Raw genomic sequence first — 22,644 nt, 5'->3', positions numbered from 1 at the left:
GATCGGCGGGCAGCGATCCGCCAGCAGCGGGGCCTTCCGCGGACGGACGGCGATCGATCCAGCAACAGCGCCGCCCGGGACAGACGGCCGGCGGGGCTTACTCGCCCAGAGCGGCGGCCACGAACGGCGGCGCCACCAACGCACCGCGATGGATGTCGGCGCTGTAGTACTTGCTGTCGAACAGCTTGGCGCGGGCATCGGCTTCGCGGAACTCGAAGCCGCCGGACTTCTTCGCCAGCGTCGCGCTCCACCAGCCGGTCGGGTAGCACGGCTGCGGGAACGGCAGGGTCTTGAAGGTGGTGAAGCCGGCCTTGCCCATCTCGCCGCGCATTTCCTTGATCAGGTCGAGCAGGACCAGCGGCGACTCCGACTGCTGCACCAGGATGCCGTCGTCCTTGAGCGCGCGGAAGCAGGATTCGTAGAAAGACTTGTTGAACAGGCCCTCGGCCGGGCCGACCGGGTCGGTGGAATCGACGATCACGATGTCGACGCTGCCGGGCGCGCAATTGGCCATGTAGGCGATGCCGTCGTCGAACATCAGTTCGGCGCGCGGATCGTTGTTGGAATCGCACAGTTCCGGGAACCACTTCTCGGCCATGCGCGTGACCTGCTCGTCGATGTCGCACTGGACCGCCTTCTCGACGCCCGGGTGCTTGAGCACCTCGCGCAGCGTGCCGCAGTCGCCGCCGCCGATGATCACCACGTTCCGCGGATTGGCATGGGTGAACAGCGCCGGGTGCGACATCATCTCGTGGTAGAGGAAGTTGTCGCGCGTGGTCAGCATCATCGCGCCGTCGATGAGCATCAGGTTGCCCCAGTCGGTGGATTCAAAGATCTCGATGAACTGGAACGGCGACTGCACCTCGTCCAGCTTCTTGGTGATCCGGTAGCCGATGGCCGAGCCGGCGCGCTCGAAGTTCTCGTAGTGCCAGGTGGGGGCGGTCATGGGCGTGCTTCCGTGGGGCGAAGTGGGGCGCGGATTGTAGCGAATGCGTTGTAGCGAATGCGGGGAACACGGTCGGTGGTGGGCACGGCGACCGTACCCCGGGATCCAACAACAAGACGCAGTGGCCCTTCTGTCCAGGCCGCGCACGCGGCCCCCGCAGTGCCAGCACTGTGGATCACCCGCGGGCGGCCCTACAATGCGCGCCTGTTCGCCCCGGAAATCCCGGTTTTCCCCTCTGTTCGCCGAAGGAAGCACGCCGATGACCGCCTGGTCGCTCGACCAAGCCCGCAAGACCTATTCGATCCCGCACTGGTCGGAGGGTTATTACGACGTCGATGCGGCCGGCCGCATCACCGTGGCACCGCGCGGGCCGCAGGGGCCGCAGATCCCGCTGCCCGAGGTCATCGACAAGGCCCGCGCGCAGGGCGCCAAGCTGCCCTTGCTCGTCCGCTTCCCGGACATCCTCGGTGACCGCCTGCGCAAGCTGCAGGGTGCCTTCGCCCAGGCGATGACCGACTGGGACTACGCCGGCGGCTACACCGCGGTCTATCCGATCAAGGTCAACCAGCACCAGGGCGTTGCCGGCACGCTGGCGTCGCACCACGGCGAGGGCTTCGGCCTGGAGGCCGGCAGCAAGCCGGAACTGATGGCGGTGCTCGCCCTGAGCCGTCCCGGCGGGCTGATCGTCTGCAACGGCTACAAGGACCGCGAATACATCCGCCTGGCCCTGATCGGCCGCAAGCTCGGGCTCGAGACCTACATCGTCGTCGAGAAGCCGTCCGAGCTGCCGCTGATCATCGAGGAAGCACGCGAACTGGGCGTGAAGCCCGGCTTGGGAGTGCGCATGCGCCTGGCCTCGCTCGGCGCGGGCAAGTGGCAGAACAGCGGTGGCGACAAGGCCAAGTTCGGGCTCTCGCCGCGCCAGGTGCTCGACCTGTGGAAGGAGCTGCGCGACAACGGCATGGAAGACTGCCTTGGCCTGCTGCACTTCCACATGGGCTCGCAGATCTCCAACGTCCGCGACATCGCCAACGGCATGCGCGAGGCGACGCGCTACTTCGTCGAACTGTCCGTGCTCGGCGCGAAAGTGCGCTACATGGACGTCGGTGGCGGCCTGGGTATCGATTACGAAGGCACGCGTTCGCGCAGCTACTGCTCGATCAACTACGGCGTGAACCAGTACGCCTCCAGCATCGTCCAGCCGCTGGCCGAAGCCTGCGAGGAATACGGCCTGGCGCCGCCGCGCGTGATCACCGAATGCGGCCGCGCGATGACCGCGCACCACGCGGTGCTGGTCGCGAACGTGTCCGAAGTCGAACAGGCCCCGGAAGGCCGCGTGCCCGACGAGCACGACGACGAGCCGGCGGTGATCCGCCACCTGCGCGAGATCCACGGCGAGCTCGACTCGCGTCCGGCCGTCGAGCTGTTCCACGAAGCGCAGCACCACCACAGCGAAGGCCTGTCCCTCTATGCGCTGGGCCAGATCGACCTGACCCACCGCGCCCGCATCGACGATCTGTTCTACGCGATCGCCCATGCCGTGCGCGCGCGCCTCAGCTTCGAGGAAAAGAGCCACCGCGACCTGCTCGACGAACTCAACGATCGCCTGGTCGACAAGTACTTCGTCAACTTCAGCGTGTTCGAATCGATGCCCGACGTGTGGGCGATCGACCAGGTGTTCCCGATCGCGCCGATCGACCGCCTGGACGAGCAGCCGACGCGGCGCGGCGTGATCGCCGACATGACCTGCGATTCCGACGGCAAGATCGACACCTACGTCGAGACCGAAGGCCTGGACACCTCGTTGCCGCTGCATGCGCTCAGGCATGGCGAGTCGTATCGGCTGGCGTTCTTCCTGGTGGGCGCGTACCAGGAAATCCTCGGCGACATCCACAACCTGTTCGGCGACACGGACGCGGTTGAAGTCCACATCGACGGCGACGGCTATGCGATGAGCCAGCAGCGTCGCGGCGACACCACCGACGTGATGCTGGACTACGTTGGCTACAAGCTCGCCGACCTGCGCGCGGCGTACCGCGGCAAGGTCGCAGCGGCGCACCTCGCGGCGGACGAAGCCGCGCGGATGGATGCCGCGCTGGAAGCCGGGCTGACCGCGTACACCTACCTCAGTGACGAACCGCTGGCGTGACCGCGGCGGACGACGCGGGCCTGAAGCGTTACCTGGTCCTGACCCTGCGCACGCCGCGGTTCGATCCCGGCGTGATCGCGCCGCACTACGCGCACCTGGACCGGCTGCGCGAACGCGGGCGGCTCGAGCTGGCGGGACCGTTCGGCGACAAGAGCGGCGGCGCGTACATCGTGCGGGCCCATGACCTCGACGAAGCCACGGCGATCGCCTTCGACGACCCGGTGCACACCACCGGAGCGTCGCAGGTCACCGTCTACGAGTGGCACGCGAAGTAGCGCGATTTTCCGCGCTGGCCATGAGCGAGGCACGCAACGAGCGCAGGAAAGCGCGCACAAGCGCCGCGGTTTTTGGCACGATGGCGCCCCTTCATCACGGACGAAATGCAATGCGACTGCCCGGACTCGACCTGCTACGCGCGCTCGCGATCGTCTGGGTGATGCTGTTCCACTCCTTCCTCGTCGGCGGCCTGGGCGAGCACTGGCAGTGGCTGTCGCGCTTCGGCTGGATGGGCGTGGACCTGTTCTTCGTGCTCAGCGGGTTCCTGATCGGCGGGCAGGTGCTGGCGCCGCTCGCGCGCGGCGAAAAACTGCAGTTCGGCGACTTCTACCTGCGCCGCGCGTTCCGCATCCTGCCGGCGTTCCTGGTCGTGCTGCTGCTGTACGTCGCGGTCGCGGATTTCCGCGAGGCGCCGGGGCTGGAACCGTGGTGGAAGTTCGCCACCTTCACCCTCAACCTGACGATCGACTACACCAGCAACCAGGCGTTCTCGCACGCGTGGTCGCTGTGCGTGGAGGAGCATTTCTACCTGCTGTTCCCGTTGCTGGCCTGGTGGCTGGCGCGACGGCCTTCATCGCGCAAGGTGTGGATCGCGTGCGCAGGCGTGGTGCTGGCCGGGATCGCGATCCGCACGAGCGTGTGGCTGCACGACGACGCGCTGGCGCCGGCGCGCAACTGGTTCGTGGAGGACATTTACTACCCGACCTGGTGTCGCCTCGATGGACTGCTGGCGGGCGTGATGCTCGCGCTGTTCAAGGTCTACCGCCCGCACGCATGGCAGCGCTGGGCGACCCGGGCGAACGGCGTGCTGCTGGCGGGGCTGGCAGTGGTCGCGCTGGCGATGTGGCTGTTCCGCGAACGCACGGGCCTGATGGGCAATGCGATCGGCTGGCCGGTCCTGTCGCTGGGCCTGGCGATGCTGGTGTTCGCCGGCGCACAGCGCACGGGCTGGATCGGGCGCTGGCGCGTGCCGGGCGCGGGCTGGCTGGCGGCGATTTCGTACAGCTTGTACCTGGTCCACAAGGCGGTGTTCCACCTGGTCGACCTGCAGTTCGGCGAAGCGCTGGACGGCAAGGGGCTGTTGGCGTTCGCGGTGTTTGCGGCGGCAAGCCTGCTGGGCGGTGCGATCGTGCATTACGCGGTCGAACGACCGGGGTTGAAGCTGCGTGGTTGGCTGTTGGACCGGAAACCGCTCCCCGCGGGTGCGGCGGTGGACGCGGCCTGACGTAGGGCGGGTCTCGACCCGCCATCGTGGCTGCCGGGAAGCACGGAGATTGATCTAGACCACGCCGTCGCGACTGCTAACCGGCGGGTCGAGACCTTGTCCTACGCCTCGCGCGCGACCTGGAAGCCGGCGAACGACTGGCTCACCGGCATCATTTCCAGGCGGTTGATGTTGAGGTGCGGCGGCAGGGTGGCGATCCAGTGGATCGTGTCGGCGATGTCCTGCGCGGTCATCGGTTGCGCGCCCTTGTACAGCGCGTCGGACGCGGCCTGGTCGCCGTGCGTGCGGACCAGGGTGAACTCGGTTTCGGCCATGCCCGGTTCCAGCGTGGTCACGCGCACACCGGTGCCGTGCAGGTCGCTGCGCAGCCCCAGCGAGAACTGGCTGACGAAGGCCTTGGTGCCGCCGTAGACGTTGCCGCCGGTGTAGGGATAAGTCGCTGCGGTCGAGCTGATGTTGACGATGGCGCCGCGGCGCTCGATCAGCGTCGGCAGCACGCGCCGTGTCAGCGTGACCAGCGCGGTGATGTTGGTGTCGATCATCGTCTGCCAGTCGCTGAGGTCGGCCTTCTGCGCCGGCAGCGTGCCCTGGGCGAGACCGGCGTTGTTGACCAGCAGGTCGATGCCGCGGAAGGCATCCGGCAACGCATCGATCGCGGCGTTCATCGCATCGGCATCGCGCACGTCGAAGACGGCGGCATGCGCGTTCGCGCTACCCAGCTCGTCGACCAGTGCCTGCAGGCGATCGGCGCGCCGACCGGTGACGACGACCCGCCATCCCGACTGGACGAAGCGCCGCGCCGTGGCGGCGCCGAAGCCGGAAGTCGCACCGGTGATCAAGGCGGTCTGGGTCAACGTCGTGCTCCTGAAGTGCCTGATTGAAACTAGCTAAGGAACCTCTGAACAACTCAAATGTCATCCCGGGCGTAGCGCGGGATCTGCTGCCTTGCTGGGGAAAACAGATCCCTCGCTACGCTCGGGATGACAGGACTAGGGTTGTTCAGGCCTTCCCGATCGAAACTGGCCAATTCAAGCCGGACGATTGAAACGTGTGACTTAAGTACCGGGTCGGCGACAACGGCGCCGTCGACGCGACGCCTTGTTACTTCACCTTGATCGCCATCGCCGGCAGTCCACCGGACGAGAGCTTGCGCTTGGCTTCGGCGAGATCACTGGCAGTGCCGTACGGCCCCATGCGCACGCGGTACACGGTCTTGCCGCTGATCTGCGCGGATTCGACGCGGGCGCCGAGACCGAGCAGGGCGATTTTCGCTTTCAGTTCCTCGGCCTGGCTGGATGCCTGGAACGCGCCGGCCTGGAGCAGGTAGCGGACGTTGGCATCGACGCTGTCGGGCTTGGCGGCCGTCGTGGTCGCAGAAGAAGCGCGCGACGGCGTGGCATCGGCGACCTGGGTTGGCGTCGGCGCGGTGTGCGGCGTGTCGGCGCCGCTGTCGACCGGCTTGGGCAGGGCGGCGTCGGCCGCATCCGGGTGCGCAGTGGTGTCCGCCTTGTCGGCGGCGGCGTCGCGCTTGGCCTGCGCGGCTTGGCGCTGGGCTTCGGCGTGCTCGGTGGCAGCCAGTTCGGCGTCGCTCAGCGGCACTTCCTTGCCGGGGAGCAGGGTGTAGAAGTCGTATTCGGGGCCTTCGTCCTTGGCGTCGCCCTTGTCCTTGCCGGACTTGTCGGGCTTTGCGGTGGGCACGCTGCCTTCGGGCGCCACGGCGTCCTCGTCGGAGGCCACCGGCACCGGCTGCGCGTCGGGATTGGGCTGCGGACGGAAGAAGCCGTCGCCGCCGCCGGCCTTGAGGTACTTCGGCGCGACCAGGATCACCACCACCACGAGCAGGCCGCCGAGCACCATCCACGCCCACGCGGGAATGCTGCCGTTGCCGCCACCGCCGTTGTTGCGTCGCGCCTGCGACTTGCCACGCTTTGCTGCCACTTTCGTCCTGCCCCAGGGCGTTGTCGCCCGTTGAAAATTGTTGGCATCTGCGTCCGCGGACGCGGCTACAGAATGCTGCTCAGATCACGCCGTCAATGGCGTCACGCCACTCACATGACTTCCGGCGCGCTCACACCCAGCAGTTCCAGCCCGTTCGCCAGCACCTGTCGCGTCGCCAGCGCCAGCACGAGGCGGGCGTCGCGCAGGTTGGCGTCGTCGACGAGGAACTGGTGGTCGTTGTAATACGTCTGGAAGGTCTGCGCGAGTTCCAGCAGGTAGACGGCGATCTGGTGCGGTTCCAGATCGCGGCCGGCCATCTCGACCACGTCGGGATAGCGCAGCAGCGTCGTCACCAGTTCGTGGGCGCTGTCGTCGTCCACGGCCAGCGGTTGCGCCAGGCCATTGGCCTGGTCGAATGCCAGGCCGCGCTCCCTGAGCTGGCGGGTGAGGCCATGCATGCGCGCGTGCGAGACCTGCACGTAGTACACCGGGTTGTCCATCGACTGGCTGCGTGCGAGGTCGATGTCGAAGGTGAGCTGCGAATCGGGCTTGCGCGCGATCAGGAACCAGCGCACCGCGTCGCGGCCGGCTTCCTCAACCAGGTCGCGCAGCGTGAGGTAACTGCCGGCGCGCTTGGACAGCTTCACTTCCTCGCCACCGCGCATCACCGTGACCATCTGGTGCAGCACGTACTCCGGCCAGCCCTTGGGGATGCCGCAGTCGAGCGCCTGCAGGCCGGCAAGCACGCGGTTCAGTGAACCGTGGTGGTCGGCGCCGAGTTCGGTGATCGCGCGCTCGTAGCCGCGCTGCCACTTCGACAGGTGGTAGGCGACGTCCGGCACGAAGTAGGTATAGGTGCCGTCGGACTTGCGCATCACGCGGTCCTTGTCGTCACCGAAATCGGTGGTGCGCAGCCACAGCGCACCGCCTTCCTCGTAGGTGTGGCCGTGCTTGATCAGCTCGCGCACGGTCTCCTCGACCTTGTCGCTGGTGTAGAGCGAGCTTTCGAGGAAGTACACGTCGAAGCCGACGCCGTAGGCGGCCAGGTCGCCGTTCTGCTCGCGACGCAGGTAGGCGACGGCGAACTGGCGGATTTTGTCGAGATTGTTCGCATCGAGGTCGTCCGGATCCTTCGCGCCGACCACGGTGTGGCCTTCGACTTCCACGCTGTCGCCGCGCAGGTAGGCATTGGCGACATCGACGATGTAGTCGCCGCGGTACCCGTCTTCCGGCCAGCCGGCGTCGTCGGGGCCGCGACCCTGCGCACGCGCCTGCACCGAGATGGCGAGGTTGTTGATCTGCGCGCCGGCGTCGTTGTAGTAGAACTCGCGCTTCACGTCCCAGCCGTTGGCATCGAGCACGCGCGCGATGCAGTCGCCGATCACCGCGGCGCGGCCGTGGCCGACATGCAGCGGGCCGGTCGGGTTGGCGGAAACGTATTCGACACCGGCGCAGTGGCCTTTGCCGGATTCGTTGCGGCCGTAGCGCGCGCCCTGCGCGAGTACCTCGCCGACCCGTGCACGCCACGCGCTCTCGGCGACGAAGAAATTGATGAAGCCGGGGCCGGCGATCTCGACCTTGGCGATCGCATCGTTCACCGGCAGTGCGTCGACGAGTGCTTGCGCGATAGCGCGCGGGTTCGACTTGGCCGGCTTCGCCAGCAGCATCGCGGCGTTGCTGGAGAAGTCGCCCTGGGCGCGGCTCTTCGGGCGCTCGATGACGAAATCGGGCGTGGCCAGATCGGCCGGAAGGGTGCCGGCGGCGCGCAGGGAATCGATGGCGGCCGCAACGAGGTCGCGGAGGGTGGATTTCACAGGGATTTCTAGCGGTAGAGCGGGTCGGGCATTGTACGCGAGGGTGGGAGGGGCCTACCTCGCCTCAGCCTGTCGTCCCGAACGCAGTGAGGGACCTGCTGTTAGCTGGCCCCGCAAACCATTCGGCCGCGAGGTCGACCCACTTAGGGTTGCCGCTCTCGATCAGCGCGATCTTCTTGTCCCGCCGCCAGCCTTTGAGTTGTTTTTCCCGGGCAATGGCCGTGTGGACATCGTCCGTCGCCTCGAAGTGGACGAGTCGATCAATGCGATATAGGGCGGTGTGGCCCGGCACGAGGTGCTGGCGGTGCTCGAAGACCCGGCGCATCAGGTCGCTCGTGACGCCGCTGTAGAGCGCGCGGGAGCGGCTTGCCAGAAGGTAGACGTAGTAGGTTCTGGTCATGAGCCGACGCTGCAAAGCAGGTCCCTCACTTCGTTCGGAACGACAGGGTTCACACCCAGCCGCGCGCCGCCAGCGACACCGGCGGGCCGTCGCCGATCACGAAGTGGTCCAGCAGCCGCAGGTCGACCAGCGCCAGCGCCTGCTTGAGCCGTGCCGTCACCGCTCGATCGGCGGCCGAGGGTTCCGGATTCCCGCTGGGGTGGTTGTGCGCCACGATCACCGCGGCAGCGTTGTGGCCCAGTGCGCGCCGGACCACCTCGCGTGGGTGAACCTCGGCGCCGTCCAGCGTGCCCTGGAACAGTTCCTCGAACGCGATGACGCGATGGCGGGTGTCCAGGAACAGCGCCGCGAATACTTCGTGCGGAAAACCACGCAGACGCTGGGCGAAGTAGCGGCCGGCCGATTGCGGATCGCCCAGGGCGGCACCGCGTTCCAGCTCGGCGTGGAGCATCCGTTGGCCCAGTTCCAGCGCTGCAGCCAGCGCACAAGCGCGAGCGGCGCCGAGTCCGCGCAGCTTCCGCAATTCTTTGGGCGGGCGTTCCAGCAGCGCGCGAAGGGGGCCGTGGGTGGCCAGCAGCTCGCGCGCGGTGGCGACCGCGTCGAGCCCGCGCACGCCCGACCCCAGGAAGATCGCGATCAGTTCCGCGTCCGAGAGGGCGCCTGCACCGCGTGACAGCAGTTTTTCGCGGGGGCGTTCGGCGGCGGGCCAGTCGCGGATGTGCATGGGAACCGTCGAGGAGGAGGGGGCGATGAGGAAAGACCAGCGCCATCCCGGCGCGACGGGGATGGGCACCGGACAGGAGGGGTGTGCCGCGCCGGGATGACGTGTCCATCGTGCAGATGCGACGCCTTTAGGAGGATCGGGCGGATTCCCGGCTTCGGTTAAGCTAAACGCCCGATTCGCCGTAGGAATTTCCTGACCCGATGGCCGACCACCCCACCCGCCTTGCCGGCCAACGGATCCTGCTGTGCGTATGCGGCGGCATCGCGGCCTACAAGGCTGCCGAGCTGGTCCGCCGCCTGCGCGACGCCGGGGCGACGGTGCAGGTGGCGATGACGGAGGAAGCGACCCGCTTCGTCGGCACGCCGACCTTCCAGGCGCTGTCGGGCTTTCCGGTCCGCACGTCGTTGTGGGACGCAGCGGCGGAAGCCGCGATGGGGCATATCGAACTGGCGCGCTGGGCCGATCGGATCGTGATCGCGCCTGCCACCGCCAACACGTTGGCCAAGCTGACGCACGGGTTCGCCGACGACCTGGTCACCACGTTGTGCCTGGCGACCACTGCGCCGTTGACCGTATGCCCGGCGATGAACCATCGCATGTGGCTGCATCCGGCGACCCAGGACAACATGGCCACGCTGCGTTCGCGCGGCGTGCAGGTGGTGGGACCGGAAGACGGTCCCCTCGCCGAAGGCGAATCGGGCCCGGGCCGGTTGAGTGAGCCGGAGGCGATTGTTGAGGCAATCGTCGGGGCAATCGTCGAAGCGCAGTCCGGGACGAAGCGATGAGCCTGGCAGGACTGCGCATCCTGGTCAGCGCCGGGCCCACCTTCGAGGATATCGATCCGGTCCGGTTCATCGGCAACCGCAGCAGCGGCAAGATGGGATTCGCCATCGCCGACGCGGCGGCGCGCGGTGGCGCGGACGTGGTGCTGGTGGCCGGGCCGGTGTCCCTGTCGACCCCAGCCGGGGTCAACCGCATCGACGTGCGCAGCGCCGCGCAGATGCATGCGGCGGTGATCGGCGAACTGGGCGCGACAACGGCGGCGCCCTCCTGCGACATCTATATCGGCGCTGCCGCGGTGGCCGACTTCACCCCGCGGCACATGGCGCCCGGCAAGATCAAGAAACAGGCCGGCATGGACACGCTGACGCTGGAGCTGGTGCGCACGCCCGACATCCTGGCCGACGTCGCCCGCCACCCGCGCCGGCCCCGGCTGGTGGTCGGGTTCGCCGCTGAAACCGACCACGTGGAGCAATACGCGCGCGGCAAGCTGGAGAAGAAGCGACTGGACCTGATTGCCGCCAATCGCGTCGGCATGGCGGGCAGCGGCTTCGAATCCGACGACAACGCGCTGGTGGTCTACGGCCCCGGCGGCTTCGAACGCGCCCTGGGACCGGCGCCGAAAACCGAGCTGGCAGACAACTTGCTAGCTTTGATTGCGGCGCGACTGGTGTCCTGAATCCGACCGTCGGGGCAATGCCCGGCGACAACAACCTCAAACGACAGGCGCCAATGCACCACACGCTGGAACTGAAAATCCTCGACGCGCGATTCGGCACGCAATGGCCGCTGCCCGATTACGCCACGCCGGCAAGCGCGGGCCTGGACCTGCGCGCGGCGCTGGAGCAGGCGCTGACGCTGGCGCCCGGCGATGCCGCGCTGGTGCCCTCCGGACTGGCCATCCATGTCGGCGACCCGGCGATGTGCGCGGTGATCCTTCCGCGCTCGGGACTGGGTCACAAGCACGGCATCGTGCTGGGCAATGGCACCGGGCTGATCGATGCCGATTACCAGGGCCCGCTGATGATCAGCGTGTGGAATCGCGGTCGCGAGGCTTTTACGATGCAGCCCGGGGACCGCATCGCGCAGCTGGTAGTGCTGCCGATCGTGCGGGCGCGGTTGCAGGTGGTGGACGAATTCGAAGCCAGCGCACGCGGTGCCGGTGGCTTCGGGCATACCGGCGTGCGCTGAGCGCGACGGCGACGACAGGAAACGATGATGACCGACAAGAAATCCCTCTCCGCGGCGCAGACCAGGCTGCTGGGCATGATCGCCGCGGCGGTGCTGGCGGTACTGGCGCTGTGGTTCGGCTGGAGCGCCTACGTGCAATACCGCGACAGCATGCGCCGGGACTCGGTGGCGCAGGCGCGCGACGCGGCCGTGCAGGCTGCGCAGCAGGTCCTGGCCGCGGAGGAGAAGCAGTTCGCGGCCCAGCTCGCGCTGCCGGCGGTGCAGTCGGCGCTGGCGGCGAATGATTTCTTCCAGGCAGGCGAACAGCTGACCGCTGGCTGGGGCGGTGCCAGTGACGGCGAAGTGCTGCCACCTGACCTCGACCCTGCGTACGCCGGGCTGCCGAAGACCGGGTTCGGTCGCCTCGCTTCGATGGAGGCCGCCCTGGCCACCGACAAGCCGGTGTCGTGGGTAGTCCGCGATCCGGGCGGCAACAACCGCCTGGCGCTGGCGGCGCCGGTGACCCTGGCCGGCAAGGTGATCGGCGTAGCCAGCGTGCGCCTGCCGATGATCAAGGTCAGTGAGCGCATCGAACACGCCGCGGTGCCTGGCGATACCTACCTGGCCCTGCGCCAGGGCGGGTCCACCCTCGTCGAAGTCGGTGACACCTCGCTGTCGGGCGGCGCCGAGTCCATGGCCGTCAAGGTCCCGGGCAGCGACCTGCGCGTGGCGGCGGCCGTGTCGGACATCGCCGGCGGGCCATTCGGCCTGGGCTGGCTGGCCTGCGCGATCGCGATGGTGGTGCTGGGCCTGCTGGCGGCGCTGGCCTGGTTCTTCCCGAAGCTGGGCCACCGCCAAGCGGCGTCCGTGGAACTGATGGATGACGAACAGACCCTAGGCCAGATGGGCCCGGCCCTCGTGGCGCAGGCGCCCCCGCCGGTGCCGGAGAAGCCGGCGGAAAAGCCCACAGTCGTCATCGACAAGGGCATCTTCCGCGCCTACGACGTGCGCGGCGTGGTCGGCAAGAGCCTTGACGTGGGCATCGCCGAGCTGTTGGGCCAGTCGATCGGTTCGGTGATGCAGCAGCAGGGCCTGCTGGACATCGTGGTCGGCCGCGACGGACGCCTGTCCGGCCCGGAGCTCACCGAAGGTCTGATCAACGGTCTGCGCAAGGCCGGCCGCAACGTCATCGACATCGGCATGGCCCCCACGCCGGTGGTGTATTTCGGCGCGTACCACCTGCGTGCCGGGTCCTGCGTTTCGGTGACGGGCAGCCACAATCCGCCCGATTACAACGGCTTCAAGATAGTCGTGGGCGGTGAGACGCTCTCCGGCGACGCCATCACCGACCTCTACGAGCGCATCGCCGAGGACCGCCTGTACAAGGCGGATGCTTCAGGCAACGTGCGCTTCCAGGACATCGGCGAGGACTACGTCCAGCGTATCGCCGGCGACGTGCAGATCGACCGCCCGCTGAGGGTGGTCGTCGATGCCGGTAATGGCGTGGCCGGCGACCTGGGGCCGCGCGTGCTGGCCGCGATCGGCGCCGACGTGACCCCGCTGTACTGCGAGATCGACGGCACCTTCCCCAACCACCATCCCGACCCGAGTGAGCCGCAAAACCTGACCGACCTGATCCGCATGGTCGAGCGCCTGGACGCGGACATGGGCATCGCGTTCGACGGCGACGGCGATCGCCTTGGCGTGGTTACGCGCGACGGCCAGAACATCTTCCCCGACCGCCTGTTGATGCTGTTCGCCAGCGACGTGCTGGAGCGCAACCCCGGCGCACAGATCATCTTCGACGTGAAGTGCACGGGCCGCCTGCCGGGCCACGTCCTGCGCTACGGCGGCAGTCCGCTGATGTGGAAGACCGGCCATTCCCTCATCAAGGCGAAGATGCGCGAAACCGGTGCGGAACTGGCCGGCGAGATGAGTGGCCACTTCTTCTTCAAGGAACGCTGGTACGGTTTCGATGACGGCATCTACGCCGCCGCGCGCCTGCTCGAGATCCTGGCGGTGCAACCGGATTCGCCGACCAGCACGCTCAACGCGCTGCCCAATGGCATCTCCACGCCGGAGATCAAGGTCGATGCGCCCGACGGCGATCCGCACAGCTTCGTCGAGCGCTTCCGCGGCGCGGCGAAGTTCGAAGGCGCGCGACTGTCCACCATCGATGGCTTGCGCGTGGACTTCCCCGACGGCTGGGGCCTGGTGCGCGCGTCCAACACAACGCCGGTGCTGGTGATGCGCTTCGATGCCGACAGCCAGGCGGCCCTGCAGCGTATCCAGGCGGCCTTCCGCGAGCAGCTGCTCGCGCTCAAGCCCGACCTGATGCTGCCGTTCTGAGTCGAATGTCCCGCATGCGATTGCGTGCGGGACGCATTGATCGATGCCGTGATTGTTCGACAGCGTTCGCTGTGGGGGCATGCGGTGCCGGGCAGAGCTCGGCACTCACGGCTTGAGGGGAGTCGGCCAGCGCTTTCACGGCCGCGGAGGCGGGGGTGCCGGGCTGCAGTAGCTCCCGTAGTGCCGAGATCCGCCCGGCACGCGTTCAACAGCACGGCGCATGAGTGCGCCGGTCGCGGCGCACCCTGTGCATCCACTCAGCCTTGCGTCGACGTCGGTGCCGGACCCTTGGGCGCCTTCAGCTCACGATAGGTCTGCAGCGCGTGCTCGAGTTCGACGTCGATCTCGCTGCGATTCTGGCGGTGGGTGACCAGCATGGCCTGCTGGCGCATCAGCTCGGCGTGCTGCTTCTGGATGTTCCCGGCTATCGCAGCCGATACCGGCTTGCGGGCCAGTTCAGCCTCGCCGGCCTGGCGCAGCAGGCTGAGCAGGCTCTGGCGCAGGCCGCCAATGCTCAACTGCGACGCACGGATCGAGTCGTCGAGCAGTGCGATGCGCTCGCCGAACGCGCGGCGCAGGTCGTCCTCGGTGTTATAGGACTCGGCCATCGCATGTTCACGCATGCGCTGGGCGGCAATGGCCAGCTGCTCCTGCTCGGCGGTCTTGGCCTGCTGCGCAGCGGCAGCGCGCTCCTCGGGTGTCAATGCGCGGCTAACGGTGGCAGTGGCCAGCCCGCTCTTGGCGCTGATCTCGGTGCGCGCGGCGTCGGCCGCATTGGCCGGAAGGGCGTCGCCGCAGACCTTGCGGCCGCCTTCGTTCCAGCAATACAGCTTCTTGCCCTTTTCCTGGGCGACGGTCGGGGTTGCGGCGGTCATGGCCAGCAACGCCATCGCGACGGAAACCTGCAACTTGTTCATTTCAGCTCCCTGCCGCTTTTCGGCGGCTTGGATGGCAGCTTGCAAGTATCAGGCCATCGCCTTTCCGCCCATGCAAGGCGATTGCGACGGACGGATCGACGGGCGACCTGGGCGTCGGCTGCCTCGCTCGCTCCCTATCCGATGCAGCCGTATTGGGCGCGATAGGCAAGCAGCCGATCGCGCTGCGTGGCCAGTTCCGCACGGTCGCCGGCGAATGCGAGCAGGTCGCCCAGCGTGGCGACCGGAATCACCGGCAGACCTTGTTCGTCCGCGACAGTTTGTGCCGCGGAGCGTCGCGATACGCTGGGGTCAACCGCTTCCTGGCGATCCAGGGCTATCACTATCCCCGCCACGGTGCCGCCGGCGTTGCCGATGATGCCCAGCGCCTCGCGGATCGCGGTGCCCGCGGTGATGACGTCGTCGACGATCAGCACGCGCCGGCCGGTCAGGGGCGCGCCGATCAGGGTGCCGCCCTCGCCATGCGCCTTGGCTTCCTTGCGGTTGAAGGCGACGGGCAGGTCGCGGCCGCGCCGGGCGTACTCGCATGCCAGCGCGGTGGCGAGCGGGATGCCCTTGTAGGCCGGGCCGAAGACCAGGTCGAAATCCCCAATCGAGCCGGCAACGCCGTGCGCGTCGATCGCATCGGCGTAGCACGTCGCCAGTTCCGCCATCAGCGCGCCGGAATTGAACAGCCCGGCGTTGAAGAAGTATGGGCTCTGGCGCCCGGACTTGAGGGTGAAGTCGCCAAAGCGCAGCGCGTCGGCGCGCAGGGCGAGTTGCAGGAAGCGGGTGCGATGGTCGTTCAAGGTGGGGAACCGGGAGGGGCGTGGGGAAATCGTAAGGCAGAACGCGATCGCTCACGATGCATTCGTACGCCACACATGCGGTGGCGCTGTCGTGCGGCCATCGACTCAGCCACGGCTGTTTCGCACGATGGGCACGGGATGCCCGCATGGGGATCGGTTAGTCTCATTCCCTTCCCGATTTCCGATCGCCCATGCGCATCATCAGTTTCAACGCCAACGGCCTGCGTTCGGCCGCGACCAAGGGCTTCTTCGACTGGTTCGCCCAACAGGATGCTGACGTGCTGTGCCTGCAGGAAACCAAGGCGCAGGAGCACCAGTTGGCCGATCCCACTTTCCGCCCCGACGGCTACCGCGCGTTCTTCAAGGACGCCAGCACGAAGAAAGGCTACAGCGGCGTGGCGATCTATTCGCGCCGCGAGCCCGACGAGGTCCGCACCGCGATGGGCTGGGCGCCCTTCGACGACGAGGGCCGCTACATCGAGGCGCGTTTCGGCAACCTCAGTGTGGTGTCCTTCTACATTCCGTCGGGCTCCTCCGGAGAGGAGCGCCAGGGGTTCAAGTTCGAAGTAATGGACTGGCTGGCGCCGATCCTGCGCGAGTGGCTGGCTTCCGGCCGCGACTACGTGCTGTGCGGCGACTGGAACATCGTGCGCAGCCGCCTGGATATCAGGAACTGGAGCAGCAACCAGAAGAATTCCGGTTGCCTGCCCGCCGAACGCGACTGGCTCAACGGCCTGTGCGCCCCCGACGCTGGCTGGGTCGACGCCTACCGCCACCTGCACGAGACCGGTGAGGACTACACCTGGTGGAGCAACCGCGGCGCCGCGCGCGCCAACAATGTCGGTTGGCGCATCGACTATCAGTTCGTCACCCCGTCGCTGCGCGATCGGCTGAAGGCTTGCGCCGTCCATCCCGCGCCGCGATTCTCCGATCACGCCCCATTTGCCGTGGATTACCTGCATGAATGACGCCGCCAGCAAGCCGGCCAAGCCATCGGTGTGGAAGGCCTTCACCCAGCCGGCCGCATGGACGATGTTCTTCTTCGGCTTCGCCTCCGGGCTGCCCTTCCTGCTGGTCGCCGGCACGCTGGCGTACTGGCTCAAGGACCACGGCATCGAGCTGAAGGAAATCACCGTCATCGCCAGTGCGGGCATGGCGTACGCGCTCAAGTTCCTGTGGGCGCCGCTGCTCGACCACACGCGCCTGCCGCTGTTGGCGCGGCTGGGGCAGCGCCGCAGCTGGTTGTTGCTGGCGCAGATTGGCGTCGTGGTCGGATTGCTGCTGATGGCGCTGGTGACGCCCGCGCAACTGGGTGCGTTTGTCGCCTTCACATTGCTGGTGGCGTTTGCCGGCGCGACCCAGGACATCGCGGTGGATGCCTACCGCATCGAGATCGCCCCGCCGTCGTCGCAGGGCGCGCTGGTGGCGACCTATTCGCTGGGCTACCGCATCGCGCTGATCGTGACCGGCATGGTCGCGCTGATCATGGCCGACCACATGTCCTGGAGCGGCGTGTACCAGCTGATGGCGTTGCTGATGCTGCTGCCGGTCGCCGTCACCCTGGTCGCGCGTGAGCCCGATGTCATCCGCACCCGTCCTTCCAGCTGGTCGCAGTGGATGCACGAGAGCGTGGCCGAACCGTTCACCGACTTCTTCCGCCGCTACGGCTGGCAGACCGCGACGCTGACGCTGCTGTTCATCCTGCTGTTCAAGATCCCCGAGCAGGCGCTGGTCGGTGGGATCATGAGTCCGTTCTACATCGACATGGGCTTCACCAAGAGCGTGATTGGTACGGTGACCAAGGGATATGGCATCGGCATGGGCATCCTCGGCGTATTCCTTGCGGGCGCGGCGATTGCGCGCTGGGGCGTGCGCCGCCCGCTGATCAGCTCGATCGTGCTGTGCGCCAGCTGCAACCTGCTGTACGTATGGTTGACCGGCCACCATGGCGATATCGCCGCGCTGACCCTGGTGATTTCGGCGGAGAACCTCAGCCTGGGGTTCCTCGGTACCGCGGCGGTCGCGTTCCTGTCGTCGCTGGTCAACCGCCAGCACACCGCGACCCAGTACGCCTTGTTGAGCTCGATGGTGAACCTGCCCGGCAAGGTGCTGGGCGTGTTCGCCGGCGGGATAGTCGAGGCCACCGGGTACGGCAGCTACTTCATCATCGCCACGCTCGCGGTGCTGCCGGCGACGCTGCTGTTCGTCTACCTGTGGCCGCGCTTCCGCGGCGCCGACGAGGCCACCCGATCCGCGGGCTGAGCGGACGCCACCTGACCGGCGCCGCAACCGTCGGGGCGGTAATATCCCGGGGTATTGGCGCCACCGACAACCCGTGCCAGCATCAGGCAGATGACAGAAATCGTCCTTCGCGACATCGACCCCGTCCTGGCGGACCGCATCCGCCGGGTCGCCGACGCGCGTCGCTGGACCCTTCCGCAAACGTTGCAGCACCTGCTCGAGCAGGGCCTGTTCGTGGTCGAAGCCGATATCAATGTCCGCTTCAGCGATAACGACAACGACGCACTCAAGGCCGCGATCGCCGCGCTGGAAGGCGTCCCCAGCGACCCGGGCTTCGCCATGATCGGCCGGGTCGAGCGCCCGAAGGACCTGGACGAACCCAAGCTCGACATGAGCTTCGCGACGATCAACTTCCCGGGTCAGGAACCCGGGTAAAGCACGCCGAGCACGCGCGGTCCGCGCGCGCCGCTGACGCTGGGCAGGTTGCCCGGCAAACCTGCCAGCGCCTGCCGCGCCAGCCACGCGAAACCCATCGCCTCGACGAAGTCCGGGTCCACGCCGTGCGCGGCCGTGGATTCGACCACCACGCCCGGCAGGTTCGCGGCAATCGCGCGCAGCAGTCCGGCGTTGTGGACACCGCCCCCGCAGGCCATGACCCGCTGGGTTCCGGGCTGGGTCATGCGCAACGCATCGGCGACGGTGCGCGCAGTCAGTTCCAGCAGCGTCGCCTGCACATCGGCCGCGGCTTCATCACCACTCAGGCGCGAACGCACCCATGCCAATTGGAAGATCTCGCGCCCGGTGCTTTTGGGCGGTGGTGTCGCGAACCACGGCTCGGCCAGCAGCCGCGCCAGCAACGCCTCGTCCACGCGGCCCTGCGCCGCGAATTCACCACCGGCGTCGAACGCACGCCCGGTGTGCAACGCGCACCACGCGTCCATCAGTGCGTTTGCCGGCCCGGTGTCGAAGCCGCGCACGTCGCCCGTTCGCGGCAGCAGCGTGAAATTGGCGATGCCGCCCAGGTTGAGCACCGCACGATCCTCGTCGGCGCTGTGCAGCAGGGCGTTGTGCAGCGCCGGCAGCAGCGGCGCGCCGTGGCCGCCGGCGGCGACGTCGCGGCGACGGAAATCCGCCACCGTGTCGATGCCGCAGCGCTCGGCGATCACGTGCGCATCGCCGAGCTGCATCGTGAAGGGATGCGCACCATCGAATGCCGCGCCCGCCGGCCGGTGCCGCACGGTCTGTCCGTGCGAGCCGATCGCGCGAACCTGCTCGCGGCTAATGCCGGCATCGGCGATCAGCTGCAGCGCGGCCTGCGCGAAGTGTTCGCCGATGCGAACGTCCAGCGTGCCGATCTCGTCGATAGAATCCGCCGCGCCACCCTGTCCCAGCGCGACCAGCCGCACACGCAGGTCGTCGGGCCACGCGCAGGTGTGGCCATGGACGAGTTCGCAGTGGACATCGCCAAAGCGCACCAGTGCGGCATCGATACCGTCCGCGCTGGTGCCGGAGATCAGGCCGAGGAACAGCTTCGATTCATTGGGCATGCGCCGATTGTAGTGTCGGCCTCGATTGCTTTGCCCGACAAGGCGCGCCCGAAGCTCGCCCAACAAGTGCGCCCCTCAAAAGCCGACCAACAAAAAAGCGCGCCGGCCAGGCCGACGCGCTTGTGTCTGGGTTGCCGGCAGACCCGGCGGGTGTATCAGCCCTTCTTGCCGGACTTGCCCGAAGCCAGTGCGACCTGCTTCTTCGGCTCGGGCGACACGTCGGCGTAGATGATGTTCTCGACCTTGCGGATGCGCGTCAGCGCAACGTTGGTCTGCTGGCGGAACTGCGCCAGGGCCACGCCGCTGAGCGGCTCCGGCGGCGGCATCGTGATCGACAGCGGGTTGCGGTGAACGCCGTTGATTCGGAATTCGTAGTGCAGGTGCGGACCGGTAGCCAGGCCGGTGCTGCCGACGTAGCCGATCACCGTGCCCTGCGCGATGCGCTGGCCTACGCGCTCCTTGCCGAAGCGCGACATGTGCCCGTACAGCGTGGTGTAACCGCGGCCGTGATCGAGGATCACCACGTTGCCGTAACCGTTCTGCTTGCCGACGAAGGCCACGCGCGCGTCGCCTGCCGCCTGGATGGGGGTGCCGGTGCCGGCGGCGTAGTCGACGCCCTTGTGCATGCGCATGCGGCCCAGCACCGGGTGGAAGCGGTTGCCGAAGCCCGACGACAGGCGCGCATAGGGAATCGGCATGCGGATGAAGGTCTTCTTCAGCGGACGGCCGTCGCCGGTGAAGTACTCGGACTTGCCGTTGCGCTCGAAGCGGAAGCCGGTGTGCAGCTTGTCGCCGGTGGTGAAGGTCGCCGCGAGCACAGGACCGGTGCTCACCAGCTCGCCATCGCGCCAGAACTGCTCGACCACGACGCTGAAGCGGTCGTTGGCACCAACGTCCTCGTTGAAGTCGATGTCGTACTTGAAGATGTCGTCGGTCAGCGTGTTCACGTTGGCCGCGGTCAGGCCGACCTTGCGCGCCGAGCGGAACAGCGAACGCCCGACCTTCCCGCTGAGCACAACCGTGCGGGCCTGGGTCGCGCGCTCGATCACCTTCTCGGCGATGCTGTCGTCGGACAGGGTGAGTTCCACGCGGTGATCGGCGTCGCGATCGAAGCGGAAGGCACGCAGCTGGCCGCCGACCGGAAGGTCGATCGCCAGTTCGGTGCCGGGCTTGAGGCGGGTCAGCGCGTCCTTCGCACCCGGATGCTTGAGGATCCGGGCCAGCGTGGAGGCGGGAATGTCGTACTGCCGGAACAGCGCGCCCAGGGTCTGCCCGCGCTGCACGTGGACGACCTGCCAGCTGTCGCCGGTTTCGCCACGCAGGCGCGCCAGCGGCAACGGCGGCAGCGCCAGCGACATGGAATGGAACGGCGTCGCGGCCGGCGTGTCGTTGGTCGGGCCAAAGCCCGGTACGATCGCCGCAACGAGCATGCCGATGGTGGCGAACAGGCTCGCCTGGACCCACTGGCGACGCGACCAGCGGCCGTTGAAGCCGTCGGACAGATGGCGGGCCAGCACGGGGCGATGCAGGGCGGCTTCACGCAGCGCCGCGAGGCGCAAACGGCGTTCCGCACCGATTCCGGACTTGCTCATGGAATGTCATCCCCCAAAAGATCATGACCTGCCGCTGGACCGGATCGGCCTCCATGCCGTCAAATCCGCGGAAACAAAGCGTTTTTCGCACGTGAGATACGTGTTGAGGCCGTACCATAGACACGTGAGCTGTATGCGTCAAATCATTGACGGATAAAGGATTTTCGACGCGCGGCGCGGTTTAACACTGTGTTAACTTCGACCTAACGAAATTCACGCCAGCGGTCGCATTCAGACCGCTCCAAGGCCCTCTGGAATCTGAATCGTGTCTGAACAACCTTCAATCGAGGCCGCTTTGGGCCTGATCGCCCGCGGTGCCGACGAAATCCTCAAGCGCGAGGAGCTCGAAACCCGACTCAGGGCGTCCATGAAAGCGGGTGGCCGTCCGCTGCGGATCAAGGCGGGCTTCGACCCGACCGCGCCCGACCTGCACATCGGCCACACCGTGCTGCTCAACAAGATGCGGCAGTTCCAGGACCTCGGCCACCAGGTGATCTTCCTGATCGGCGACTTCACCGGAATGATCGGCGACCCGACCGGCAAGAACGTCACCCGCAAGCCGCTCACCCGCGAGGACGTGCTCGCCAACGCGCAGACCTACGCCGAGCAGGTATTCAAGGTGCTCGATCGCGACAAGACCGAAGTCCGCTTCAATTCGGAATGGTTCGGGCAGATGTCGGCGGCCGACATGATCAAGCTCGCCGGACAGCACACCGTCGCGCGCATGCTTGAGCGCGATGACTTCGCCAAGCGCTATGCCGCGCAGCAGTCGATCGCGATCCACGAATTCCTGTATCCACTGGTGCAGGGCTACGATTCGGTCGCGCTGAAGGCGGACGTCGAGCTCGGCGGCACCGACCAGAAGTTCAACCTGCTGATGGGGCGCGGTCTGCAGGAGCACTTCGGCCAGCCGCCGCAGATCGTGCTGACCATGCCGTTGCTGGAAGGCCTCGACGGCGTCAACAAGATGTCGAAGTCGCTCGGCAACTACATCGGCATCAACGAGCCGGCAATCGACATCGTCACCAAGACGATGAAGATCGACGACGCGCTGATGTGGCGGTGGATCGAGCTGCTCAGCTTCGAGATTTCCATGGACGAAGCGGCTTCGCTCAAGCGTGATATCGAAGGCGGCGTGCTGAATCCCCGCGATCTGAAGCTGCGCCTGGCGCGTGAGCTGGCGGCGCGCTTCCATGGCGCAGCTGCAGCGGAAACGGCTGTGGCGGGCTGGAATGCCGTCGTGCGTGGCGAGGGCGATATTGCTTCGCTGCCGCTCACTGATGTCGTGGTGCCGGCCGAAGGCCTGCGTATCGCCGCACTACTCACGGCTGCGGGCCTGATGCCGAGCAACTCGGAAGCCAATCGCAAGCTCAAGGAGCGTGCGGTGCGCGTGGACAATGAAATCTTCGAGGACGCGCAGCGCGTGTTCGCGCCGGGCTTTGAGGGTGTGCTCGCAGTGGGCAAGCGTACGTTCGCGCGCGTTCGACTGATTACGGCCTGATCGGAGACTCTTCCGTTCCCCCGCAAGCGATAGAGCAGGCGGGAGACGGAGTCCGCAGGGTGGATGAGTGCGACTAAATGCAATCACTGCCTTGCAAATCAGCAGGCACACAAAAAAATTTGCTTTTCCCCTTCCCAATTTGTGCGGAGCTGTGCACAATGCGCGCCCCGCCAACCGGGACGCTCTTTGGGGCAGAACGGCGAGGCAGGGGAGGCGAAAAAAGGGTGCGGTGAGGTGTTGACGGCCCGGAAATTCGCTGTATGATGTGC

General features: G+C 67.2%; 18 protein-coding genes and 2 pseudogenes. 10 read left to right on the top strand and 10 right to left on the bottom strand.

Annotated elements, in window-relative coordinates:
- Positions 1-97: 97 nt before the first annotated feature.
- On the bottom strand, positions 98-946 hold the full coding sequence (speE, locus tag ACYVD7_RS11010; protein WP_460762942.1) for a polyamine aminopropyltransferase: 849 nt from the start codon (positions 944-946) through the stop codon (positions 98-100).
- Positions 947-1,205: 259 nt separating this feature from the next.
- On the opposite strand from speE, the gene speA reads away from it, so the two are divergent.
- The 3 genes from speA (at position 1,206) to ACYVD7_RS10995 (ending at position 4,596) form a co-directional block, all read left to right on the top strand.
- The gene (speA, locus tag ACYVD7_RS11005; RefSeq protein ID WP_460762939.1) at positions 1,206-3,095 is read left to right on the top strand and encodes an arginine decarboxylase; all 1,890 of its coding nucleotides are present in this window, start codon (positions 1,206-1,208) and stop codon (positions 3,093-3,095) included.
- A complete protein-coding gene (locus tag ACYVD7_RS11000; protein ID WP_460762936.1) occupies positions 3,092-3,370 on the top strand; it encodes a YciI family protein in 279 nt (92 codons plus the stop codon). Before speA ends, ACYVD7_RS11000 begins: the two co-directional genes overlap by 4 nt.
- A 110-nt stretch (positions 3,371-3,480) precedes the next feature.
- Positions 3,481-4,596, top strand: coding sequence for an acyltransferase family protein (locus tag ACYVD7_RS10995; RefSeq protein WP_460762933.1), 1,116 nt, complete (start codon positions 3,481-3,483; stop codon positions 4,594-4,596).
- A gap of 101 nt (positions 4,597-4,697) precedes the next feature.
- Here the strand turns inward: ACYVD7_RS10995 and ACYVD7_RS10990 are convergent, their stop codons facing one another.
- From ACYVD7_RS10990 to radC, 5 genes are all read right to left on the bottom strand, one after another.
- Entirely contained in the window at positions 4,698-5,450 is a 753-nt protein-coding gene (locus ACYVD7_RS10990) for an SDR family NAD(P)-dependent oxidoreductase (protein ID WP_460762930.1), read from the bottom strand.
- 247 nt (positions 5,451-5,697) lie between these two features.
- Positions 5,698-6,534: an SPOR domain-containing protein gene (locus ACYVD7_RS10985; RefSeq protein ID WP_460762928.1), complete on the bottom strand. Its 837-nt coding sequence runs from the start codon at positions 6,532-6,534 to the stop codon at positions 5,698-5,700.
- A gap of 110 nt (positions 6,535-6,644) precedes the next feature.
- Complete coding sequence (gene argS / locus ACYVD7_RS10980; protein WP_460762926.1) at positions 6,645-8,348, bottom strand: arginine--tRNA ligase; 1,704 nt, start codon at positions 8,346-8,348, stop codon at positions 6,645-6,647.
- Between the two features lie 64 nt (positions 8,349-8,412).
- On the bottom strand, positions 8,413-8,748 hold the full coding sequence (locus ACYVD7_RS10975) for a GIY-YIG nuclease family protein (RefSeq protein ID WP_460762923.1): 336 nt from the start codon (positions 8,746-8,748) through the stop codon (positions 8,413-8,415).
- Between the two features lie 49 nt (positions 8,749-8,797).
- Positions 8,798-9,472, bottom strand: coding sequence for a RadC family protein (gene radC, locus ACYVD7_RS10970; protein ID WP_460762921.1), 675 nt, complete (start codon positions 9,470-9,472; stop codon positions 8,798-8,800).
- Between the two features lie 200 nt (positions 9,473-9,672).
- Here radC and coaBC point away from each other — a divergent pair.
- The 3 genes and pseudogenes from coaBC (at position 9,673) to ACYVD7_RS10955 (ending at position 13,771) form a co-directional block, all read left to right on the top strand.
- Positions 9,673-10,931: pseudogene (gene coaBC / locus ACYVD7_RS10965) on the top strand (bifunctional phosphopantothenoylcysteine decarboxylase/phosphopantothenate--cysteine ligase CoaBC).
- Positions 10,932-10,984: 53 nt separating this feature from the next.
- Complete coding sequence (gene dut / locus ACYVD7_RS10960; RefSeq protein WP_460763407.1) at positions 10,985-11,443, top strand: dUTP diphosphatase; 459 nt, start codon at positions 10,985-10,987, stop codon at positions 11,441-11,443.
- Positions 11,444-11,470: 27 nt separating this feature from the next.
- Entirely contained in the window at positions 11,471-13,771 is a 2,301-nt protein-coding gene (locus ACYVD7_RS10955) for a phosphomannomutase/phosphoglucomutase (protein WP_460762919.1), read from the top strand.
- Positions 13,772-14,028: 257 nt separating this feature from the next.
- Here ACYVD7_RS10955 and ACYVD7_RS10950 read toward each other — a convergent pair whose 3' ends face one another.
- Together ACYVD7_RS10950 and pyrE are read right to left on the bottom strand one after the other, a co-directional pair.
- Complete coding sequence (locus ACYVD7_RS10950; protein WP_460762916.1) at positions 14,029-14,688, bottom strand: hypothetical protein; 660 nt, start codon at positions 14,686-14,688, stop codon at positions 14,029-14,031.
- Positions 14,689-14,822: 134 nt separating this feature from the next.
- On the bottom strand, positions 14,823-15,494 hold the full coding sequence (pyrE, locus tag ACYVD7_RS10945; RefSeq protein ID WP_460762914.1) for an orotate phosphoribosyltransferase: 672 nt from the start codon (positions 15,492-15,494) through the stop codon (positions 14,823-14,825).
- A 191-nt stretch (positions 15,495-15,685) separates the two neighbouring features.
- Here pyrE and ACYVD7_RS10940 point away from each other — a divergent pair, with 191 nt between their 5' ends.
- The 3 genes and pseudogenes from ACYVD7_RS10940 to ACYVD7_RS10930 all read left to right on the top strand — a co-directional run.
- Entirely contained in the window at positions 15,686-16,462 is a 777-nt protein-coding gene (locus tag ACYVD7_RS10940) for an exodeoxyribonuclease III (protein WP_460762911.1), read from the top strand.
- The gene (locus tag ACYVD7_RS10935) at positions 16,455-17,756 is read left to right on the top strand and encodes an AmpG family muropeptide MFS transporter (protein WP_460762909.1); all 1,302 of its coding nucleotides are present in this window, start codon (positions 16,455-16,457) and stop codon (positions 17,754-17,756) included. The genes ACYVD7_RS10940 and ACYVD7_RS10935 overlap by 8 nt, the downstream gene beginning before the upstream one ends.
- A gap of 90 nt (positions 17,757-17,846) precedes the next feature.
- Positions 17,847-18,059 (top strand): annotated as a pseudogene (locus tag ACYVD7_RS10930) (hypothetical protein); the annotation flags it as partial.
- Between the two features lie 95 nt (positions 18,060-18,154).
- On the opposite strand, the gene ACYVD7_RS10925 reads toward ACYVD7_RS10930, so the two are convergent.
- Positions 18,155-19,282 carry an anhydro-N-acetylmuramic acid kinase gene (locus ACYVD7_RS10925; RefSeq protein ID WP_460762906.1) on the bottom strand — a complete coding sequence of 376 codons (1,128 nt, stop codon included), beginning with the start codon at positions 19,280-19,282 and terminating at the stop codon, positions 18,155-18,157.
- Between the two features lie 155 nt (positions 19,283-19,437).
- Positions 19,438-20,874 carry a peptidoglycan DD-metalloendopeptidase family protein gene (locus ACYVD7_RS10920; protein WP_460762903.1) on the bottom strand — a complete coding sequence of 479 codons (1,437 nt, stop codon included), beginning with the start codon at positions 20,872-20,874 and terminating at the stop codon, positions 19,438-19,440.
- A 265-nt stretch (positions 20,875-21,139) separates the two neighbouring features.
- Between ACYVD7_RS10920 and tyrS the strand changes: the two genes are divergently transcribed.
- Positions 21,140-22,375, top strand: coding sequence for a tyrosine--tRNA ligase (tyrS, locus tag ACYVD7_RS10915; RefSeq protein WP_460762901.1), 1,236 nt, complete (start codon positions 21,140-21,142; stop codon positions 22,373-22,375).
- Positions 22,376-22,644: the final 269 nt, after the last annotated feature.

Source organism: Lysobacter fragariae (genome assembly GCF_054779775.1).
This window is presented reverse-complemented; position numbering and strand designations above follow the sequence as displayed.

Coding starts and splice junctions, on each gene's coding strand:
- speE (WP_460762942.1), bottom strand. CDS start 946: ATGACCGCCCCCACCTGGCACTACGAGAACTTCGAGCGCGCCGGCTCG.
- speA (WP_460762939.1), top strand. CDS start 1,206: ATGACCGCCTGGTCGCTCGACCAAGCCCGCAAGACCTATTCGATCCCG.
- ACYVD7_RS10995 (WP_460762933.1), top strand. CDS start 3,481: ATGCGACTGCCCGGACTCGACCTGCTACGCGCGCTCGCGATCGTCTGG.
- ACYVD7_RS10975 (WP_460762923.1), bottom strand. CDS start 8,748: ATGACCAGAACCTACTACGTCTACCTTCTGGCAAGCCGCTCCCGCGCG.
- radC (WP_460762921.1), bottom strand. CDS start 9,472: ATGCACATCCGCGACTGGCCCGCCGCCGAACGCCCCCGCGAAAAACTG.
- dut (WP_460763407.1), top strand. CDS start 10,985: ATGCACCACACGCTGGAACTGAAAATCCTCGACGCGCGATTCGGCACG.
- ACYVD7_RS10955 (WP_460762919.1), top strand. CDS start 11,471: ATGACCGACAAGAAATCCCTCTCCGCGGCGCAGACCAGGCTGCTGGGC.
- ACYVD7_RS10950 (WP_460762916.1), bottom strand. CDS start 14,688: ATGAACAAGTTGCAGGTTTCCGTCGCGATGGCGTTGCTGGCCATGACC.
- ACYVD7_RS10940 (WP_460762911.1), top strand. CDS start 15,686: ATGCGCATCATCAGTTTCAACGCCAACGGCCTGCGTTCGGCCGCGACC.
- ACYVD7_RS10935 (WP_460762909.1), top strand. CDS start 16,455: ATGAATGACGCCGCCAGCAAGCCGGCCAAGCCATCGGTGTGGAAGGCC.
- ACYVD7_RS10925 (WP_460762906.1), bottom strand. CDS start 19,282: ATGCCCAATGAATCGAAGCTGTTCCTCGGCCTGATCTCCGGCACCAGC.
- ACYVD7_RS10920 (WP_460762903.1), bottom strand. CDS start 20,874: ATGAGCAAGTCCGGAATCGGTGCGGAACGCCGTTTGCGCCTCGCGGCG.